Origin of the sequence: Mesorhizobium sp. L-8-10 (assembly GCF_016756635.1) — a bacterium.
Taxonomy (GTDB): Bacteria; Pseudomonadota; Alphaproteobacteria; order Rhizobiales; family Rhizobiaceae.
Genome location: NZ_AP023263.1, coordinates 7,032,826 through 7,052,509 on the forward strand (window position 1 = coordinate 7,032,826; position 19,684 = coordinate 7,052,509).

18 protein-coding genes are annotated in these 19,684 nt (G+C 65.4%); 11 read left to right on the forward strand and 7 right to left on the reverse strand.

The genetic code is table 11. The features are described from left to right. Nucleotides 1–222: 222 nt before the first annotated feature. Entirely contained in the window at nt 223–1,512 is a 1,290-nt protein-coding gene (locus JN280_RS32875; protein WP_202308462.1) for a lipopolysaccharide biosynthesis protein, read from the forward strand. Between the two features lie 5 nt (nt 1,513–1,517). Here JN280_RS32875 and JN280_RS32880 read toward each other — a convergent pair whose 3' ends face one another. The 3 genes from JN280_RS32880 to JN280_RS32890 are packed head-to-tail and all read right to left on the reverse strand — an operon-like array spanning nt 1,518 to nt 4,392. Further along, entirely contained in the window at nt 1,518–2,441 is a 924-nt protein-coding gene (locus JN280_RS32880) for a DUF6492 family protein (RefSeq protein WP_202308464.1), read from the reverse strand. After that, complete coding sequence (locus JN280_RS32885; RefSeq protein WP_202308466.1) at nt 2,438–3,220, reverse strand: WecB/TagA/CpsF family glycosyltransferase; 783 nt, start codon at nt 3,218–3,220, stop codon at nt 2,438–2,440. The genes JN280_RS32880 and JN280_RS32885 overlap by 4 nt, the downstream gene beginning before the upstream one ends. Continuing rightward, nucleotides 3,217–4,392 (reverse strand): glycosyltransferase, encoded by a 1,176-nt coding sequence (locus JN280_RS32890; protein WP_202308468.1) that lies wholly within the window; start codon nt 4,390–4,392, stop codon nt 3,217–3,219. The genes JN280_RS32885 and JN280_RS32890 overlap by 4 nt, the downstream gene beginning before the upstream one ends. Nucleotides 4,393–4,583: 191 nt before the next feature. Between JN280_RS32890 and JN280_RS32895 the strand changes: the two genes are divergently transcribed. From JN280_RS32895 to proC, 3 genes are read left to right on the forward strand one after another with little or no spacing between them, the layout of a single operon-like run. Then, nucleotides 4,584–5,582, forward strand: a complete 999-nt coding sequence (locus JN280_RS32895; protein ID WP_202308470.1) for a glycosyltransferase family 2 protein — start codon at nt 4,584–4,586, stop codon at nt 5,580–5,582. Beyond that, a complete protein-coding gene (locus JN280_RS32900) occupies nt 5,551–6,879 on the forward strand; it encodes an O-antigen ligase family protein (protein ID WP_202308472.1) in 1,329 nt (442 codons plus the stop codon). Before JN280_RS32895 ends, JN280_RS32900 begins: the two co-directional genes overlap by 32 nt. Before the next feature lie 59 nt (nt 6,880–6,938). Continuing rightward, the gene (gene proC, locus JN280_RS32905; RefSeq protein ID WP_202308474.1) at nt 6,939–7,754 is read left to right on the forward strand and encodes a pyrroline-5-carboxylate reductase; all 816 of its coding nucleotides are present in this window, start codon (nt 6,939–6,941) and stop codon (nt 7,752–7,754) included. A gap of 13 nt (nt 7,755–7,767) precedes the next feature. Here the strand turns inward: proC and JN280_RS32910 are convergent, their stop codons facing one another. From JN280_RS32910 to JN280_RS32920, 3 genes are all read right to left on the reverse strand, one after another. Next, entirely contained in the window at nt 7,768–8,160 is a 393-nt protein-coding gene (locus tag JN280_RS32910; protein WP_202308476.1) for a type II toxin-antitoxin system VapC family toxin, read from the reverse strand. After that, the gene (locus JN280_RS32915; RefSeq protein WP_202308478.1) at nt 8,160–8,405 is read right to left on the reverse strand and encodes a type II toxin-antitoxin system VapB family antitoxin; all 246 of its coding nucleotides are present in this window, start codon (nt 8,403–8,405) and stop codon (nt 8,160–8,162) included. The genes JN280_RS32910 and JN280_RS32915 overlap by 1 nt, the downstream gene beginning before the upstream one ends. A gap of 185 nt (nt 8,406–8,590) precedes the next feature. Then, nucleotides 8,591–9,913, reverse strand: a complete 1,323-nt coding sequence (locus tag JN280_RS32920) for an NAD(P)H-dependent oxidoreductase (protein ID WP_202308480.1) — start codon at nt 9,911–9,913, stop codon at nt 8,591–8,593. Between the two features lie 246 nt (nt 9,914–10,159). Here JN280_RS32920 and JN280_RS32925 point away from each other — a divergent pair, with 246 nt between their 5' ends. Further along, the gene (locus JN280_RS32925; RefSeq protein ID WP_202308482.1) at nt 10,160–12,211 is read left to right on the forward strand and encodes a methyl-accepting chemotaxis protein; all 2,052 of its coding nucleotides are present in this window, start codon (nt 10,160–10,162) and stop codon (nt 12,209–12,211) included. Between the two features lie 241 nt (nt 12,212–12,452). Here JN280_RS32925 and JN280_RS32930 read toward each other — a convergent pair whose 3' ends face one another. After that, nucleotides 12,453–13,781 (reverse strand): NAD(P)/FAD-dependent oxidoreductase, encoded by a 1,329-nt coding sequence (locus JN280_RS32930; RefSeq protein ID WP_202308484.1) that lies wholly within the window; start codon nt 13,779–13,781, stop codon nt 12,453–12,455. 131 nt (nt 13,782–13,912) lie between these two features. On the opposite strand from JN280_RS32930, the gene JN280_RS32935 reads away from it, so the two are divergent. The 6 genes from JN280_RS32935 (at nt 13,913) to JN280_RS32960 (ending at nt 19,431) form a co-directional block, all read left to right on the forward strand. Next, the gene (locus JN280_RS32935; protein ID WP_202308486.1) at nt 13,913–14,857 is read left to right on the forward strand and encodes a nucleoside hydrolase; all 945 of its coding nucleotides are present in this window, start codon (nt 13,913–13,915) and stop codon (nt 14,855–14,857) included. Between the two features lie 17 nt (nt 14,858–14,874). Then, on the forward strand, nt 14,875–15,489 hold the full coding sequence (locus JN280_RS32940) for a TetR/AcrR family transcriptional regulator (protein WP_202308488.1): 615 nt from the start codon (nt 14,875–14,877) through the stop codon (nt 15,487–15,489). Between the two features lie 24 nt (nt 15,490–15,513). Continuing rightward, complete coding sequence (locus JN280_RS32945; protein ID WP_202308490.1) at nt 15,514–16,626, forward strand: pyridoxal phosphate-dependent aminotransferase; 1,113 nt, start codon at nt 15,514–15,516, stop codon at nt 16,624–16,626. A gap of 168 nt (nt 16,627–16,794) precedes the next feature. Beyond that, nucleotides 16,795–17,652, forward strand: coding sequence for an ABC transporter substrate-binding protein (locus JN280_RS32950; RefSeq protein WP_202308492.1), 858 nt, complete (start codon nt 16,795–16,797; stop codon nt 17,650–17,652). A gap of 58 nt (nt 17,653–17,710) precedes the next feature. After that, the gene (locus JN280_RS32955) at nt 17,711–18,631 is read left to right on the forward strand and encodes an amino acid ABC transporter permease (protein ID WP_202308494.1); all 921 of its coding nucleotides are present in this window, start codon (nt 17,711–17,713) and stop codon (nt 18,629–18,631) included. A 47-nt stretch (nt 18,632–18,678) separates the two neighbouring features. Next, nucleotides 18,679–19,431, forward strand: a complete 753-nt coding sequence (locus JN280_RS32960; protein ID WP_202315199.1) for an amino acid ABC transporter ATP-binding protein — start codon at nt 18,679–18,681, stop codon at nt 19,429–19,431. Nucleotides 19,432–19,684: the final 253 nt, after the last annotated feature.

The window sequence follows — 19,684 nt, forward strand, 5'->3', positions numbered from 1 at the left end:
CAGCGAGCCGGCTCGTCTCCTTCGATCTCGACCGTCGTTGGACATGATCCCTGCACTTCCGGAAATGGCTGCCGACCGCCGGCGCGGTCCCCCAATCGTTAAGCCACGCTAAACAGCCATGGGAAACAAAAGGTTAATTTCGCGGCCGGATTTGCTCGGTGCCAAGCCGAACCGGCTATTAAGCTTTGGCGCGTATGGGACAGAATCGGAGTTCCAACACCCATGACCAATATCCGCGGAAGCGCCGGACAGATGAAGAGGTTCCTGCGTTTGCTGTCGGGCCGGCGCGACGCGCTGCAAGCCTACGCCACCGCCATCAGCGGCTCCGCCGGCCGTCTCGTCTTTTCGCTCATCTATTTCATCGCGCTCGCCAACACGCTGACCATTGCCGATTTCGGACTGTTCGCCACGGCCTCGGCCGCCGGCGTCATGCTGTCGCGCATCCTGGCCTTCGGCTTCATCTCCGCGCTCTATCGCGTCGCCACCGTCAAGCCGCGGCTGATCGGCACTTTTTCGGCCGGTTTCGCCGCGCTCGGCGTCCTTTCGCTCCCGGCACTCGCGGCCGCCTCCTGGCTGGTCTTCCTGCTGTTCTTCTCCGGCGACATCTCACCTCCGCTCTTCGCCCTCGTCGTCGTCGCCGAGGCCCTGCTCTGGCGGCCGGCCGAGGTCGTCGTCATCGTCAACAATGGCATGGGCCGGTTCGGAAGGGCGGCGACGCTCGTCATCACCGGCACGCTGACGCGCGCGGGCGCGGCCCTGCTGTTCGCCCTGTCGCCCCGGACCGATCTCGCCGCCTGGTGCTGGCTCTATCTCGCCGCCAATCTCGTCGCGCTCGCCGTCGCGATATTGGTCTTCCATCCGCGCCAGCGGCTGCGCCTGCGCATGGCGCTCTATTGGAGGCGGCTGCCCGATTCGCTTTATGTCGCCGGAGCCGAGGTGCTGTTCTATCTGCAGATGGAGTTCGACAAGCTGGTGGTGCTTGCTTATGGTGGGCCGCACCTCGCCGGCATCTATGCCATCGTCATGCGGCTGGTCGACCTCACCGCGATCCCGATCCGCACTTTCAGCATGATGCTGGTCCAGAAGATGATGCGCGCGCCCGACATGCTGGCACGCCGGACTGTCCGGGCCGGCATCGAGGGCGGCGTCTTCCTCGTTTCGACCGTTGCGCTGCTGGCGCTGGCGCTGCTTCTCCATTTCTTTCCCAACGCGCTCGGCCGCAACGTGGCCGAAGCGGCCCCCCTTGTCGGATTGGCGTTGTTCGTTCCTGGCCTGCGCAACCTCGTCGAATATCAGGCCGAACTTCTCTTCGCGCGCGGCCAGACCGCCCTGCGCGCCGTCAACCTGGCGCTGCTGGCCGGGGCCAAGGCCCTGCTCCTGATCTGGCTGCTGAACCGGGTCGCGGATACCGCCGAACTGGTGCTGTGGCTGAATGGCGCGTTTGCTGCCCTCTACCTGCTCTCGGCCGTGCTCACCTACTCCGCGCTCGGCAGGCCGGCGAAACGCCACTGACCTGATCAGAGCATCGCGAGCAGCCTGCGGACGCGGCCAAGATCGGTGCCGATGAAGGACTGCATGCCGATCGCCACCTGCTCGGGCGCCATGCCATCGATGAAAGCCTGGAATTCGGCATCGGACATCGGGCTGCCGGTCCAATGGACGCGGCAGAATTCCTCCGATCCCGGGAAATGGCCCTCGCCGCCGATCACCTCATCGACATAGCGCCCATAAAGCATACATTCGGAGAAGCGGCGCTGAAGGCCGAGCGCCGAGGCCCAGTGTCGCCCGGTCTGGTCTTCGATGCGCCGGCACATGCCGGCGACGGTGGCGCGACGCCACGCGATCAAGGTGGCGATGTAGTCGTGCGGTGACACCGCGGGCGCGGCGATGCCGAGCGCGGCAGCGGCATTGCGCGACCATGTCACGTGCTCGCGCCTGTCGGCCTCGTCCAGGACATCGTTGCGGCGGAAAAGCCGCACCCGGCCGTCGCGGCTGAAGGCCGAGCAATCGAAAGGCTTCAGGAAGGCGACGTCGGAATCGACATAGACCAGCACCGCCTCCGGCGCATGCCCGGCAATCGCGATGCGGCGCAACTGCTGCACGTGCCAGCCGCGCAGCGGCTTGGTCTTCGTGCTGACCCAGACGCGCCGCCGGAAGAGGCTCGTCGGGTCGGGCATGCAATGCAGCCAGGACGGGAGGAGATCGCGCTCGTCGACGACCAGACGATGCGGCGTTTCCAGGGCGCGGAACAGCGCGACGTCGCCACGCTCGACCAGCAGATAATGTTTCGAGAAGCCGGAGACGAAGCGGTCCATCGTCTCGCACAACAGCCGGCAGCGTTCGAAGTCGGGTGCATAGCTGGCCGTGACGATCGCGTTGCTCTGTTCCACCGGTAGGGCGCCCGGCCCGACCTTCTCGACAGAAACGGGGAGGCTGCTCATGCAGCGGTTTCCGGCTGCCGGAGCTTCTGCCGCAGCACGCGCATGAGAAACAGCGGGTTGCCCAGGATGTAGCGGCGCCAAAGCCGGCCGGGTTCGAAGACCAGCCTGAACAGCCATTCGAGCCGGCTCCGCCTCATCCAGTAGGGCGCGCGCGGCACAGCCCCGCTCAGGAAATCGAACAGGGCGCCGACGCCGATCGCCATGGTGCAGTGGTCTTCCGTCACCCGACGATGGATCCACAGTTCCTGGCGCGGCACGCCCATGGCGACCAGCAATATGTCGGGGCGGATCGTGGCGACGCGTTCGACGACACCGGTCTCCTCGTCGGGGCTGAAGAAGCCGTCGTCGATCACGACATAGCTGTGATGCGGCGCGAGCCTCGACAGCTTGTTCGCGGCCGCTTCGACATTGGCGCGTTCGGCGCCTAGCAGGCCGACCTTCTGCGGCGGATCCATGGCCTGCAGGACGGCCGGAACGAAGTCGGTCCCATTCAGATTCGCCGGGAAAGGCGCGCCATGGAGGAGACGGCCGGCAATGTCGACGCCAAAGCCGTCCGGCAGCACGACGAAATCGGCGAGCGCGTCCGCAAATTCCGGAACCACATAGGCCATGTTGGCGCTGTGGGCATTGAGGAACCCTATCTTGGTGAAGGTCCTCTCCTGCGCCAGCCGGCACAGCAGGGTTATGGCGTCGTTCCAATCGACGCTGGTCACCTGGACACCCAGTATGTCGCGTTCGGGCAGCGCAACCAGGGCGTCGCTCGTGGCATGGAGGTTCATGCGGGGACCTTCGGTGCTGCCGGGTCGAGCGCCTGAAGCCCGAGCGCGATCTGGTGATCGAGCGCCTCGCGACGGCTTTCGAAGAAGCCGCGTCCGTCGAGGTCACGGAGCGGCAAGGACACCGCCTCCTCCAGAGCTCTGGCGAAGGCCTCTGGCTCGTCGGCGACGACGCAGTTGGCCGGCGGACGGTCGATGCCGCGAAGCGACCGGCTGGTTGCCACGGACGGCAGGCCGAGTTCAAAGGTCTCGATCGTCTTCAACTGCACGCCGCTGCCGGCCGTGCTGATCAGCGGCACGACCGCGCCCGACCTGACGAATTCGGTAGCATCCGGCACCCTGCCCACGAAACTCACGCCGGGATGGGGGCTGGAAACGTTTCCGCCGATGCTGCCGGCGATGCGGATGCGAAAGTCCGGGTTCAGATGCGGGACGACCTCGTTCAGGAACCAGTCGAGGCCGATGCGGTTCGGTTGCCAGGTCCAGGTGCCGATCAGCGCGGCGTCGCAGTCGATGGCGCGTGGCGCCGGCGGCGGGGGCAACCGGTCACGGGTGACGAGCGGCAGGAAAGCGGATTTCGATGCGTCGGCCACGCCGAGCGCTGCGCGGTCCTCCTCGGCGAGCGTCAAGACGAAGCGCGCCCTGCGGCAGAGCCGGTCCTCGATTTCCTTCAGGAGCCGAGCTTCGCGTGAGAACAGCAGGCGCTGGAACAGGCTGCCGGAGGCGGCGGCGTTCTCCTCGGCCGAGCGATGCTCGACATTGTGCGCCACGAAGATCGACGGTCGATCGTCGAAGACCCCTTCGAAAGCCGCGGCGAACTGCACGGAGTTCAGGATGTAACCGTCGACCGGGCCGATGCCTTTCAGGGCGGCCCGCACGGCTTCGTGGGAGACGACCCTGAGCTTGACCGACGAGAAGGTCAGGCCGGAGCGCATCGCGCCGGCGAGCCAGGCGAGCTTGCGCGGCACGGACGCGGTGTCGGTGCGCACGTCGACAGCCCCCAGCACCACCGTGTCTTGGGGATCGGCCGGCTGCCTGCCCGGCCAAATGAAGCCGAGTACGGTGACGCGCACGCCAACGCGGCGCAGCGCGCCGATGATGGCGGCATTGGCGATCTCGTAACCTGTCGACGGCGCGCCGTCAGGTACGATCGAAGTGGCGAAAACCAGATGCATTGGACCCTGTCCCGTGCGACTCCGGTAGCAAAGGCCAGTGAACCGTCGATTAAACGCGATGCTCGGCCCGGCAACCTAGGATGGAAGTCAACCGGTAGCAACGGTTGTTCATGAAAAGGTGTTTAACGCATCCTAAACGAAGCGTCGTGCTATTGTCGCCGCGAGGCGAGCTCGACAGGCGCGACCAGCAGATGAATCCCATATCGACTGACGGAACGGTTTCGATCGTGGCCCGCTCGCCCGACCTCGACACAGAGGCGGTCGAGGTGGTGGTCACCGTGCCGACGTTCCGTCGTCCGGATCAGGTGCTGACGACGCTCGCCTCCATCCGGAATCAGAAGACGGCGCGCCGCTTCGCCATCGTCCTCATAGAGAACGACGCCGAGGGCCTCGCGGGAGCGCGGGCGGCAACGCCGCTGTTCGAGCGTGGCGATCTGCCCGGTCTCCTGATCGTCGCGCATCAACGCGGCAATTGCAGCGCCTACAATGCCGGCTGGCGCACCGCGCTCGCCGAGTTCCCGCGCTTTCGCTACATCGCCGTGATCGACGACGACGAGATCGCCGATCACGACTGGCTCGAGCAGCTCTGCGGCGCCGCCGAGCGCCTCGACGCCGCGATCGTCGGCGGCCCGCAGGTCCCTGTATTCCCGGACGCGGCTTCCGAGAAATGGGCCACCCATCCGGTATTCGCCCCGCCCTATCGAGAGAGCGGGCCGGTCAAGGCGCTCTATTCGTCCGGTAACCTGCTTATGTCGCGTGAGGTGCTGACCCGGATGGAACAGCCCTTTCTCGACCTGCGCTTCAACTTCATGGGCGGCGGCGATTCCGATTTCCTCAGCCGCGCCGCCGAGGCCGGGTTCCGGCTGGCATGGTGCGACGAGGCGAAGCTGCGCGAAACGATCCCGGCCCGGCGGCTGGAAGCTGACTGGGTCCAGGCCCGGGGCCTGCGCAACGGCGTCATCTCGACCCTGGTCGAAAAGAAGAAGCGCGCCGGGTCGCCGTTCGGGGCCGCCCGCGTCGTGGCCAAGAGCCTTCTTCTCCTGGCCGCATCGCCCGTTCGCGGCCTCGCCAGGCTGCTGAAGACCGGATCACCGGCGATCGCGCTTTATCCGATCCATGTGGCGCTCGGCCGCGTGCTCGCCGAATTCGGCTATGCCAATGAACAGTACCGCCAGCCTGAGAAGAACTGAGACGCGCGCGCGCTTCTCGGCGGCGAAAGCCGCGACCGTGCTCGCCGCCTTGATGCTGACCGTGGTCGTCATGTCGTTCCGGCCGTTCCAGCCGGCCGGCGCCGGCATCGCCGACGATGTCGCGGCTTCAGGCGGCGACATCGTCAACCAGCTTGGTTTCGGGTCGCTGGGCGCGGTAGCGCTCTTCTCGATGCTCTGTCTTGCCGACCGGCGCAGGCTGGCCGCTCTGCTCAGCCCGTGGTGGCTGCTGCTGCTCGGTTTCCTGGCGCTGTCGGTGATCAATGCGGCCGACCCGCCCTCGGCCGTGCGGGCGGCCTCTTTCACGCTGATCGGCATCGCTGCGATCTGCGCCGTGCTGACCCTGCCGAGAGACGCGGATTCCTTCTCCACATCAATCGCCTTCGCGGGCTTCTTCATCATCGGGCTCAGTCTGGCCGGCCTCGTGGTCTTTCCCAACGAAGCCAGGCACACGGCGGATTCGCTGGAGCCCGAACATGCGGGCCTGTGGCGCGGCGTGTTCTCGCACAAGAACATCGCCGGCCCTGTCATGGCCTGCTTCAGCTTCGCGGGCATCTACCTCTTGCGCCGAGGCTGGCGACGCAGCGGCGTGCTCCTGTTCTGTGCCGCTATGCTGTTCATGCTGAACACCGGCTCCAAGACGACGGCGGGCCTGGTGCCGCTCTCCATCCTGGTCGTCGTCCTGCCCGGCTTGATCGGCATGCGCCTGATGACGCCGGTACTTTTTGCGCTGGCGATCACGGGCACCGGGCTGGCGACGCTGGGTATCGTCTTCATCGAGCCGCTGAAGCTGCTCGCCCACCAACTGGCCCCCGACCTCACCTATACCGGCCGCACGGCTCTCTGGGAGTTTTCGGGAGAAATGATCGCCAGGCGGCCTTGGACCGGATACGGCTATGAGAGCTTCTGGGGCACGCCGATCGTCACCGAGGCCGATCAGCCGTTCGACCGCGATTGGGATATCCGCGGCATCGTCCACGGCCACAACGGCTATCTCGACATCGCCGTCATCATGGGACTGCCGGCGCTCGTCATCGCGGTCGTCGCCTTCCTCATCGAGCCCCTGCGCGACTACATGAAGATCCCGCTACGCAAGGAGAACGTCTATCTCGGCGATCTCTTCATGATGATCACGCTGTTCGCCGCGCTCAATGCCTTCCTGGAATCCTTCTTCTTCCGCCGCGTCGACCCCGTCTGGCTGTTCTTCGTCTTCGGCGTGCTCGGCCTGCGCCTCGCCGCCCGTTTCCCTGTCGCCTCAGGGACCTCGCAAATGTCTTGAGCAACGCTCTTTCGCGGGGCGGCAAGACGGTCTATCTCAGCCGCTTCGGAGGTGCATCGATGACGATCAAGGTTGTTCTCGCCGGCTGCGGCAATATGGGCTACGCCATGCTCTCGGGCTGGCTGCAATCGGCAAGGCTCCAGCCCGCCGAGGTGCTGGTGGTCGAGCCCAATGCCGAACTGCGCAGCCGCGCCTCAGCACTCGGCGCGGCCGTCGGGGCCGACGCGGGAGATATTCCGCAAGGCGTGTCGCCCGATCTCGTCATCTTCGCCGTGAAGCCGCAGGCGATCCGCGACGTCTCGGCCGGCTACAAGCGTTTCGCGGACGGCAAGACCGCCTTCCTCAGCGTCGCCGCCGGAACGGGCATAGCCGTCTTCGAGGAGATCCTCGGCAAGAACCTGCCGATCATCCGATGCATGCCGAACACGCCGGCCGCGATCGGCAAGGGCATGATGGTGGTGGTCGACAATGGCCACGTGCCGGAAGCGACCAGCGCCTTCGTCAACGACCTTCTCTCGGCGAGCGGCGAGGTGGCTGTCATCGCCGACGAGGCGCTGATGGACGCGGTGACGGCGGTTTCCGGATCGGGGCCCGCCTACATCTTCCATTTCATCGAATGCCTTACCGCCGCGGCGGAGAATGCCGGCCTGCCCACGGCCACCGCCAAGCTGCTGGCCATGCAGACGGTCTACGGCGCCGCCACGCTCGCGGCGGAAAGCCGCGAGGACCCGGCCCGGCTGCGCGAACAGGTGACCAGCCCTAACGGCACGACGGCCGCAGCCCTTTCAGTGCTGATGGGGCAGGATCGCCTGAAGACGCTGGTCACGGAAGCGGTCGAAGCGGCGCGCAAACGCTCCATCGAGTTGGGGAAGTAGGGCCCGCTTTGCCTCAGGCCATGTCGGTTTGTGAGAAATCGTCGCCCTTATAGAGCAACGAGACGCCCCGATTCTTCGCGCAGGCATATGAAAGGCAATCGGCAAGATTGAGTTGAGCCGGGTGCCCTCGTTCCTTGCCATAGTTGGCAAAAGCCTGCACGGCCAACTTCGCATCACTGCCGTCGATCGGAATGACATCAATCTCGGCTTCACGAAGGAAGGCCGCGATCGTCGTCTCTGCATCCGTCGGCCAGACATTGAGTTTCGTCGAAAGCCGCATCGCCGCTTCGAGTATCACCAATGCCGAAGTGACCGGCGCTTCAGCGTTCTCGATGCGCTCGCTCCAGTAGGCTGCGTCATCTTCGGCCGAGAGGATGGCGACGACCACCGAAGTGTCGACGAACATCAGGGATGACCCCACATCTCGTCGATTTCATCTTTGCTCATGTCGCGCCCGCCGCCCTTGCCAGCCTTGGCCATCAGATCGTCGGCCAGTGCGGCGAGCCGCTCGGCCAGCGGCGTGCCGACGTCTTCCCGCTTCAACTCTGCCTGAAGTGCCTCGATGACTGCTTCTGTCATCGAGATCTTGCGCTTCGCAGCAAGCCTGCGAGCCAGCTCATGAGCTCGCGGATCCCTTATCTGCAGGTTCATATCTCTGCCCAGCCATCAGCGCTTCAATACAGGGAAAGATAGTTGTCATGACGGCGACAGTAAAGGTCTCCTCTCGCGCATGCGCAGTGTCTGCTCTGCGCGCGCACAGATCTGTAGGCAATCAATTTCTTGCAAGAACGGCAGGTAAGCCCGCATGGTGCATCGCGGGCGAAGCGACGCGTCGATCAGGAGGCGCTTGACCCATACAGCATCTCGTCCTGCTTGCGGCGCAGCCGGAAGAGATTGGTCGTCGGATCGGGCGCGGCGTTGTCAGATGTCAGCAACTCGCCCTTCCTGACCGGCTTCAGCACCTTGCCGCCTTCGAGCAGCCCGACCGGCACGGCGCCCTGCCGACGCGCATCGGCGACCGTCATGGTCCAGGAGCGGTAGCAGGTCTCGCCGATAGCATCGAAGGTCTCGCCCACTGCCAGGTCGCGCTTGGCGACAGCGCAGACTTCGGCCACCGGAGTCGGCAAAGGCACCATGTCGGGCTTGCCGTAGAGGGCGATGCGCGCGGCCGTCAGCGGCACCTCCAGCGAGGTGAGGTGATAGGGACGGAAGAAGCTGTAGTACGGGCCCTTGCCCACATGGAGGTCGTCCATGCGCTCGATGACGCGCGGATGAGTGGCCTCGACGATGACGAAGACGCCCGGCGCCACGCCCTTGCCGATCGTGTAGTCGACCACACCCTTCCTCGACAGGATGCCGCCATCCTCGCGGGGGATCAGCACTTTGACCATGTCGTCACGATCGGCCTTGGGCCCGTGCATCCCCGGCACGTCGGGCACGAGGCCGGTGGCATTGGCGATCGCCGCCATCTCCACCATGGTCTTGGAACCGTCGACGAACTCGACCAGCATGCGCGGGTTCATGTTGCGGCGTTCCGCTTCCTCGCGATACTGGTCCGGCACGGCGTCGTGGTTCAGCGGATTGTTCTTGCCCTTGCCGGCCGAAACGATCGTGTAGCCCAGCGCGGAGGCGAACTCTATCAACTCCATGCAGCTTGACGGCTCGTCGCCGGCGCCTACGGAATAGACCACGCCCAGCCGGTCGGCCTGCTTCTTCAGATAGGGACCGATGGTGACGTCGGCCTCGACATTCATCATCACCAGATGCTTGCCGTTTTCCATCGCCATCAGGTCGAAATCGGCGGCGACGCCGGGCTTGCCTGTCGCGTCGATCACCACGTCGACCAGCGGATTGGTGACCAGCAGTTCGTTGGAGGTGATGGCGATCCGGCCGCCCTCGATCGCCTCGGTCACCCTGGACGCCGTCGCGGCTTCGAAAGCCATGGCCTCGTCGCCATAGGCGATGGCGATGGCGTCGCGTGCGGTGTGCGGACGGCGCGTGGAGATGGCACAGACCTCGATACCGCGCATCAGCATGCCCTGCGTCACCAGGTCGGTGCCCATCTCGCCGGAGCCGATGACACCGACACGGACCGGTCGGCCCTCGTCCGCCCGCCGTGCGAGGTCCCGGGCGAGCCCGGTCAAGGCGACGTTGGTCATCGGCCGCGTCCAATCAAGCTGTTCATGCCGGCGAGGTACTAGACGATTTGCACCTGACGTCAAACCCTCGCGCGACATGGGACAATATGCCCGAAGCGGAACGACTATACGAGGGGTTGTCCTCGCGCTGGCGCACGCTGCGCAGTTGCACAAATTTTAGGCAGACGACCGCGTAATATTCAAGGTTAATTAAATACTTCACCGCTATCTCCCCTGATGTCACACCTGTCGGGGGATCCTTCCAAAATGACTGTGCGTTCCCAACGCGCGCCTCTGGCGCGCATCTTCACCATGCTTGTCACTTTGAACTTCGTGTGCATCGCGGCACTTGCCGGCGCTTTCTACTTTCAGGGTCGCGCGCAGAGCGATGCCGAGCGCGCCTATCGGGTCCAGCACGAGTCCTATCTGCTGGCTGACGAGTTGCGGCAGAGCTCGGACGACCTCACCCGTCTCGTCCGCACCTATGCGGCGACGGGCAACCCGAAATACGAGGAATGGTACTTCGACGTCATCAAGATGCGCAATGGCGAGATGGCGCGCCCTCAGCAGCCACATCGCATCTACTGGGATCTCATCTTGAACAAAGGTGACACGCCGCGCCCCGCTGGCGAAAAGAAAGCACTGCTGCAAGCCATGGCCGATGCCGGCTTCACCAAGGCCGAGCTTGACCTTCTCCAGGAAGCCCAGAAGCGGTCGGATGCACTCGTCAATTTGGAAGTCCAGGCGATGGACGCCGTCAAGGGCATCGTCCGCGACGGCGCCGGCAAGGAGACCGGCCGCACCGCGCCGGACCTGGGGCGCGCCCAGGAACTGCTCTACTCGGCCGGCTATCATGAGGCGAAGGCCTCGGTCATGAAACCGGTGGACGCCTTCTTCGAAGCCATCGAGACCCGCACCGCGGCCGAGGTGGCGGGCGCCCAAGGGAAGGTGCACATGGCGAACCTCGCCATGATAGGGCTTGGCCTGCTTCTGCTCGCCTCGGTCATAGCCACTGCCACGATCCTGCAGCGCCGCGTCATGAGGCCGGTGACGATGCTGACGGGCTGCATGACGGCTCTCTCCTCTGGCCAGCTTTCGACCGAAGTGCCCATGAGCGACCGCGACGACGAGGTCGGCGCCATGGCGAGGTCGCTGCTGGTCTTCAAGAACGCCGTCTCGGGCATGCAGTCGGCCGAAGAGGCTGAACGGCAGCGCCAGTTGATCGAGGACGAACGCGCTGCCAACGACGCGCGAAAGGCAAGGGATGCAGCCGAGGACCATGTCGCCATCACCGCGCTTGCCGACGGGCTTGCCAGCCTCGCCCGCGGCGACCTCAGCCACCGGATCTCCGCGGAGTTCGCGCCAAAATCCCGCAAGCTGAAGGACGACTTCAACAACGCGATCGCCCAGTTGCAGGAGACGATGTCGACGATCTCGGGCGCGATCGGCGGCATGCGCACCGGCACCGGCGAGATCAGCCAGGCGGCGGACGACCTTTCGCGGCGCACCGAGCAGCAGGCCGCGAGCCTTGAGGAGACCGCCGCCGCGCTCGGCGAGGTCACCGGAACGGTCAAGAAGACGGCGGAGTCTGCGCGGCAAGCGGCCGATCTGACGACCAAGGCGCGCGGCAATGCCGAGAAGTCCGGTGTCGTGGTGCGCGAGGCCGTCGCGTCCATGGCCGAGATCGAGAAGTCGTCGCAGCAGATCAGCCAGATCATCGGTGTCATCGACGAGATCGCCTTCCAGACAAATCTTCTGGCACTCAATGCCGGCGTCGAGGCGGCGCGTGCCGGCGAGGCCGGCAAGGGCTTCGCCGTGGTCGCATCCGAAGTGCGGGCGCTCGCCCAGAGATCGGCCGAGGCCGCGAAGGAGATCAAGGAGCTGATCTCGGCCTCGGGCCAGCAGGTCGAGAAGGGTGTCGACCTCGTCGGGCAGACCGGCTCGGCGCTCGAGCAGATGATGGCCCAGGTCGCCGAGATCGCGGGCATCGTGACCCAGATCGCAACCTCGGCGCATGAGCAGTCGGTCGGATTGAGCGAAGTCAATGTCGCCATCAACCAGATGGATCAGGTCACCCAGCAGAATGCCGCCATGGTCGAGGAATCGACCGCCGCAAGCCACTCGCTGACCCAGGAGGCCGAACAGCTCGCGCGTCTGGTCGGGCAGTTTCGGCTCGGCCGCGAAGCGGTCGCCGCCCAGCGTGCGCCCGAGCGCGCGCGGCCGGCGCCGGTGGTCGCGCTGAAGACGTCGTCCAGCGGTCATCGCCAGTCGGCCGTCCGGGTCGCCGAGCCTGATCCCGACGGTTGGGAAGAGTTCTGATCCTGTTTTGTTGGTCTTCACCGGCCGCCCCCTGGGCGGCCGGTTCACCTATCGGCCCGAAGATTGGAAACGATCTTCGGGCCGACGCGTATACAGCACCGGAACATTCCCAGCGCGTCCGAATGAAAGTGCGGTGCGCCAAGCAGATTCCGGAAAAGCGTCCCACGGTTTTCCGACAAGAATCTGCGACAAACAAAAGGCCTAAGCAGACCATGCGTTGGCTTGCCAAGGAATGGTCTGCTTAGACTCCCGTCGTCGGGCGAGGCCTTGTCCCGTCGATGAAGCGTTCGTAGCGGAAGGCCGTTGGGTCGACCAGCGGCCGGTCGCCCATCACCAGATCGGCCGCCAGCCGTCCGGCGGCCGGCCCGATGCCGAAGCCGTGGCCGGAGAACCCCGTGGCGATGACGAGCCCCGGCATGGAGGCGACCGGCGCGATGACGGGTACGGCGTCGGGCGTAGCGTCGATATAGCCGGCCCAGCGCTGCAGGATGGCGGCACCCTTCAGCGCCGGAAAGACATCCTCCATCCTGGCGCGCGCCTGGGCGAGCAGTCCGACGGCGGGCGCCGGATCGAGCGTCCTGTGCCGTTCATAGATGCTTTCGCCCGGCCCGGAGGATTGAGCAAATCCCGCTGGCCCGTTGAAGAAATCCTTGCCGAAACGCAGGCCGATGCCACGCCATTCGCGCGCCAGGATCGGCAGGAAATCGGTGAAGTAGCGGAAAGTATCCGGCACGATGTCATGATGGTTCGTGGTGCCGTCGGCGATGGTATAGCCGCCGTCGAGCCGCTTGCGGTAGGCGAACCCTTCCGTCCAGGCTGCGCCGTCCGGCCCGCCTTCGACCGGTGCGGTACGCATGACTGAAGCGCGCACGGCAAGCTGCGGCAGCCTCACGCCGATCTGGCGGCATAGCCGGCTCGACCAGACACCGCCGGCGACCACGACAGTGCCGGCGCGGATCGTCCCTTGTTCGGTGACGACGCCGCGCACGCGGCCGCCCTCCACGTCGATCTCGCGTACGGCGCAGCGCAGCAGGATGCGCGCGCCGGCGCGCTGCGCCGCCCTGGCGATCGCAGGTGCCGCCTTCTGCGGTTCGGCCCGGCCGTCGCTCGGCGTGTGGAGTGCTGCCTTGAAGGTCGTTCGCGCCCCAGGCAGTTGCGCGGCCAAGGCCTCGCCCCGGATCATCCGCGTATCGAGCGCGAAATCGCCCGCGCGCTTCAGCCATTCCTCGTGATGCGCGATCTCCCCGTCGTTCCGGCACAGATAAAGGATGCCTGTGCGGCGGAAACCGACGTCCTCGCCGACGAGTTGCTCCATGTCGCCCCACAGGCGCAGCGCCTCGACCACCAGCGGCAGTTCTCGCGGGTCGCGACCCATGCGGCGGCACCAGCCCCAGTTGCGGCTCGACTGCTCGCCGGCGACGTGCCCCTTCTCGCAGACGGTGACCGACAGGCCCTTGCGCGCCAGGAACAGCGCCGTGCTCACTCCGATGATGCCGCCGCCGATGATGACGACGTCAGCGGTGTCGAGATGCACGTCGTCGCCGTGAACCGGATCGACCGGTGGACCCATCGCCTGCTCTCCAATCCGATGTTGCCGCAGCCCTGCGGGAATCGCTCTTGAAAATACCATACAGTACTGTATCTTTTGTCACCGTTGCAATGGCAGTGGCCCGGCAGGAGGGCCGGTGAGGAGCATTTGGAATGGCGCCGCGCAAGATCATCATCGACACGGATCCAGGCCAGGACGATGCCTTCGCGATCCTGTTCGCGCTGGGTTCGCCGGATGAAGTCGAGGTCGTCGCGCTGACGACGGTCGGCGGCAACGTGCCGCTCGCGCTCACCTCGCGCAATGCGCTGCAGATCGCCGAGCTTGCCGGCCGCGCCGACGTGCCTGTCTATGCAGGCTGTTCCAGGCCCATGGTGAAGGCGCTCAAGACGGCCGAATATGTGCACGGCCCAACCGGCATCGACGGCTGCACTTTACCGGAGCCGTCGCAGCCGCTCCAGCAACAGCATGCGGTCAACTACCTCGTCGAGGCGCTGATGGCGGCTCCAGAAGGCGAGCTGACGGTCTGCACGCTGGGGCCGATGACCAATCTCGGCATGGCGATGGTCATGGAGCCGCGCATCATTCCGCGCATCCGCGAAGTGGTGCTGATGGGCGGCGGCTTTTTCGAAGGCGGCAATGCGACGCCCGCCGCCGAGTTCAACATCTGGGTCGACCCGCATGCGGCAGCCGTGGTGTTCGATTCGGGCGCGCCGGTCACCATGGCGTCGATCGACTGCACCTATACGGCACAGATGACGCCCGAATGGCTGCAGTCGCTGCGCGCGCTCGGCTCGCGTTCGGCCGTCGAGGCGGCCAACATGGCGGACTTCTATCGCCAATACGGCTCCCACAAATTCCCCACCGAGGCCAGGCCGATCCACGACGCCTGTGTCACCGGCTATCTGCTGGCGCCGCATCTCTATGAGCAGCGCCAGTGCAACGTCACCATCGAGCTGATGTCGCCGGAAACGATCGGCATGACCATCGTCGACTGGTGGCATGTCACCGGCCGCAGGAAGAACTGCAAGGTGCTTCGCCGCATCGACGCCGACGGCTTCTTCGCGCTCATGCTCGAGCGTTTCGGGAACCTGCCATGAGAGCGGGCTGAGGAGCGATGGCGGTCGCATCCACCTTCGAGCCGCGAAAGCCGAAGCGCCGTTCCGCCGAGGCGCGCAAGACGTTGTCGCGCGACGACTGGATCGCCGCCGCCACCGTCGCGCTGGAGCGCAAGGGCATCGCCAATGTCAAGATCGACCGGCTCTCCAAGCAGCTCAAGGTGACGCGCGGCAGCTTCTATTTCCACTTCAGGAACCTGAAGGACCTGCTGGCGAGCCTGCTGGAGGAATGGCGCCTGCGCAACTGCCGGCCGTTCCAGGCGCTGGGCGACAGCCAAGTGACCGACGGGCCGGCCTTCTTCGACGACGTGACCGGCGTGTGGATCAGGGAGGATCCCTTCAGCCCGAAGCTCGATCTCGCGATCCGCGACTGGTCGCGCAGTTCCACCGCCATCGCACGCGAGGTCCGCGATCAGGACGGCTTCCGTATGGCCCTGCTCGTCAAGGCCTTCGCGGCAATGGGCTACGACGCCGACGAGGCGCTGATCCGGGCCCGCATCACCTACTTCCAGCAGATCGGCTACTACGCGACCTACTTCAAGGAACCTCCCGCGGAGCGTAAGCGCTTCCGGCCGATCTATTCGAAGATCCTTATCGGCGCCGTCGAGAACTGACGGCACCAGAACCAAGAGGAAGAAATGTCCCTGCCGGTCCCCTATCTTTCCGCCCGCACCTTGACCGTGGTGAAGCCGGTCGACACGTCGCGGGCCGAGCGTGTCGTCAATCTCGGGCTGAACGAAAGCTGGATCGGTCCGGCTCCGGGCGTCGTCGATGCCATTCGCGACAGTGCTGTCAGCGTTCACCGTTACGCCGACCCCGGCTGCGGGGTCATGCGCGCCACGATCGGGCGGGAGTTCGGGCTCGACCCGGCCCGCATCGTCTGCGGCAACGGCTCCGAGGAACTGCTCGACGCGGTTGGCCGCGTCTATGCCCGCGCCGGCGACGAGATCCTGTTCCCGGCCTATTCCTTCCTGCAATTCGCGATCGTCGCCTATCGCCTCGGCGCCACGGCGGTGGAGGCGCCACTCGGCCCCGGCTTCGTCGTCGATGTCGACGCGCTGCTGGCATCGGTCACGCCCCGCACGCGTGTCGTCTTCCTCGCCAATCCCAACAATCCGACCGGCACGGCCGTACCGATGGAAGAGGTGGCGCGGCTTGCCCGCGAACTGCCCTCCCACATCGTGCTGGTGCTGGACTGCGCCTATGCGGAATATGTCGACCCCTCGGAAGCGGCCGTTGCCTTCGCCATTGCCGACCGCCATCCCAATGTCGTCGTGACGAGGACCTTCTCGAAAGCCTATGGCATGGCCTCGGCCCGCGCGGGCTGGGCCTATGCCCACGCCGACGTCGCCGTTGCCCTCAACAATGTCCGCGGCATCGGCAATGTGAACGGCATGGCGCAGGCGGCGGCGACCGTCGCGATCGGCGAGCAGGGCTTCATCGGCGAGGTGCGCAGGCGCACGGCCGAGGGCCGTTTGCATCTCGAAACGCAACTGCGCGGGCTCGGCTTCGAGGTCGTCGACAGCGCCGCGAACTTTGCCTTCGCGCGCCTGCCCGTGGCCGAACCCGGCTGGGCCCTGGCGACGGTGGCGCGGCTCGCCAGGCGGGGTTTCGTCATCCGCTCGAACGAGGACTACGGCCTGCCGGAATGGCTGCGCATCTCGATCGCCGACCGGACCGATCTCGACCAGGCCGTCGCGCTGCTGGCCGTCGAGGTCGCCGCTGCCGCGCCGGTCGCGCGACGGGCTTAGGTTGACAAGGAATGAGGGCTAAAAAAATAGTACATTTAAATATCAGAATTCATCGGCGCGCGCATTGCCGGGCAGAACGGATCGTCGCAACGGCGCACCGGAGAATAATGCAGGCCACAGCGCCGGGGCGACGGCTTCCGGCATCATCGAAACAATGAGGAGGATTACATGAAGAAGCATAAATCACTGCACAGCGTCGCGCTCGCCGTCGCGGCTTTCGCCGGAAGCGTCGGCATGGCCGCTGCCGCCGAGTTGCCGAAGTCGGCCGAAGTGAAGGACACCGGCAAGCTGGTCATCGCCAACACGCTGGAATACGCGCCCTTCGAATTCATCGACGAGAAGGGCGAGCAGGTCGGCATCAACATCGAGCTGGCCCAGGAAACCGCCAAGATGCTCGGGGCCGAGCTCGAGGTGACGCGCATCCCCTTCCCTTCGATGATCCCCGGCCTCGCCGCGGGCCGCTTCAAGATCGCCTGGGAGACCTTCGCGGCGACCGAGGACCGGCTGAAGCAGGTCGATTTCGTCATGTTCATCAAGTCCGGCATCGTGGCTTCGACCACGCCCGACAAGGCGCCGAGCTTCCAGGGCGAGAACAATCTGTGCGGCAAGCGTCTCGGCGTCATCGGCGGCGCGGTGTCGGATTTCATTGCCGACCGGCTCAACGAGGAATGCAAGACGAAGGGCCTGCCCGAACTCACCAAGAGTGTCTTCCCCGAAGGCAAGGACATCATCCAGGCCGTGCTCTCCGACCGCATCGATGCGCGCCTCGACGACGCCACGGCCTCCGGCTATTTCGAGGTGACCAGCAAGGGCCAGCTCGTCGTCGTTCCGGGTCTCTATGACGTCGCGCCGCTCGGCATCGCCGTTCCGAAGGGCGACAAGGACACGGCCGAGATGCTTCGCGCCGCGCTGGAGGAGATGATCAAGAACGGCACCTACGAGACGATCATGTCCAAATACGGCATGACCAGCGCGATGATCGAGGAAGCCTACGTCGTCGACAGCGCCGACAAGATCCGCAAATAGTGTGACATACGGCCCGGGCGGAGGCTTCTCCGGCCCGGGCCATTTCGAGGATGGTTGCATGACCCAGGCGCAACCCCAGGCATCGGTCGAGGATCTCGTCGTCGTTCCGGTGCGCCACTACGGACTTTGGATCGGAACCGCGGTCACGCTCGTGGTGCTGTTCGTCATCGTCGAGGCGCTGGCGACGAACCCGGCCTTCGACTGGCCGACCGTCGGCAAGTATCTTTTCCATCCGTCCATCATGCGCGGGCTGGGGCAGACGATCCTGCTCACCGTCATCATCATGGCGCTGTCGATCGTCATCGGCGCCGTCGTCGCCATCATGCGGCTTTCGCCGAGCCGCATCCTCAACAGCTTCGCCGCCGGCTACATCTGGTTCTTCCGCGGCGCGCCTGCGCTCATCCAGCTGATCTTCTGGTTCAACCTGTCGCTCGTCGTGCGGGAATTCTCGCTCACCCTGCCCTTTCTCGGCACTCTCTTCTCGGTCAAGACCAACGACTTCATGACGCCCTTCGTCTCGGCCGTGATTGCGCTTTCGCTGCACGAGGCTGGCTACATGGCCGAGATCGTGCGTGCCGGCATCAATTCTGTGCCGAGCGGCCAGACGGAAGCGGCGGGCAGCCTGGGCATGACCCGCGGGCTCATCCTGCGCCGCATCACGCTCCCGCAGGCCATGCGCTTCATCGTTCCGCCGACCGGAAACGAGACCATCAATCTCCTGAAGACGACCTCGCTCGTCACCATCATCGCGGTGGATGACCTGCTCTATTCGGCCCAGAGCATCTATGCTCGCACCTTCGAGACCATACCGCTGCTGATCGTCGTCGCCTTCTGGTACCTCTTCGTGGTCACCCTCCTGTCGATCGGCCAGCATTTCATCGAGCAGTACTACGGAAGGAGCGACCAGCAGCAGGGACGGCCGATGAACCGCATCCTGCAGCGCGCCTTCCGTTTCCGCCGCGAGGCTCGACCGGCATGAGCTCGAAAGCCGAAAACCAGGCGCGCTTCGGCGTCCCTGAAAACTCCATGGTCTTCGCGAGCGGCGTGCGCAAATCCTTCGGAACGCTCGAGGTGCTCAAAGGCATCGATCTCAACGTGCCGGCCGGCTCCGTGGCCTGCATCATCGGGCCTTCGGGCTCGGGCAAGAGCACCTTCCTGCGCTGCATCAACCACCTCGAGGAAGTGAGCGGCGGGGTGCTGCTGGTCGACGGCGAATTCGTCGGCTACGACCTTCGCGACGGCAAGCTCTACGAGGTCAAGAACAGCCTGCTCTGCCGGCGCCGCGCCGACATCGGCATGGTGTTCCAGTCGTTCAACCTGTTCTCCCACATGACGGCGCTGGAGAACCTTATCGAGGCGCCCATCATGGTGAAGGGCATGCCGCGTGGAGAGGCCGTCGATAAGGCACGCGCCCTGCTCGAACGCGTGGGCCTGGCTGACAAGGCCGGCTTCTATCCGCGGCAGCTTTCCGGCGGACAGCAGCAGCGCGTCGCGATCGCCCGCGCGCTCGCCATGAACCCCAAGGTTCTGCTCTTCGACGAACCGACCTCGGCACTCGACCCCGAACTGGTGGGCGAAGTGCTGCTGGTGATGCGCGACCTCGCAGAAAGCGGCATGACCATGGTGGTCGTCACCCACGAGATCGGCTTCGCCCGCGAGGTCGGCGACCAGCTCATCTTCATGGACAAGGGCGTCGTCGAGGAACGCGGTGGACCCAAGGAGATGATCGCCAACCCGCAATCGCCGCGCACACGGGAGTTTTTGTCGCGGGTGCTGTGAGGGGCAGGATTTCGACGCTCGGCGCCTAGGCACCCCTCATCCGACCTCGCCCTTACGGGCGAGGCCACCTTCTCCCACAAGGGGAGAAGGCCGGAGCCTGGTTTGGCCGGCTCTGCAAATCACCAGCGTTGAAGATTGGCCGAAGCGCTGCTGCAGCGCGTTCCCTTCTCCCCCTGTGGGAGAAGGTGGCCGCGCGAAGCGCGGTCGGATGAGGGGTACTCCCACGCTCCAAGTCCCTCAACCGAGCAGAGCC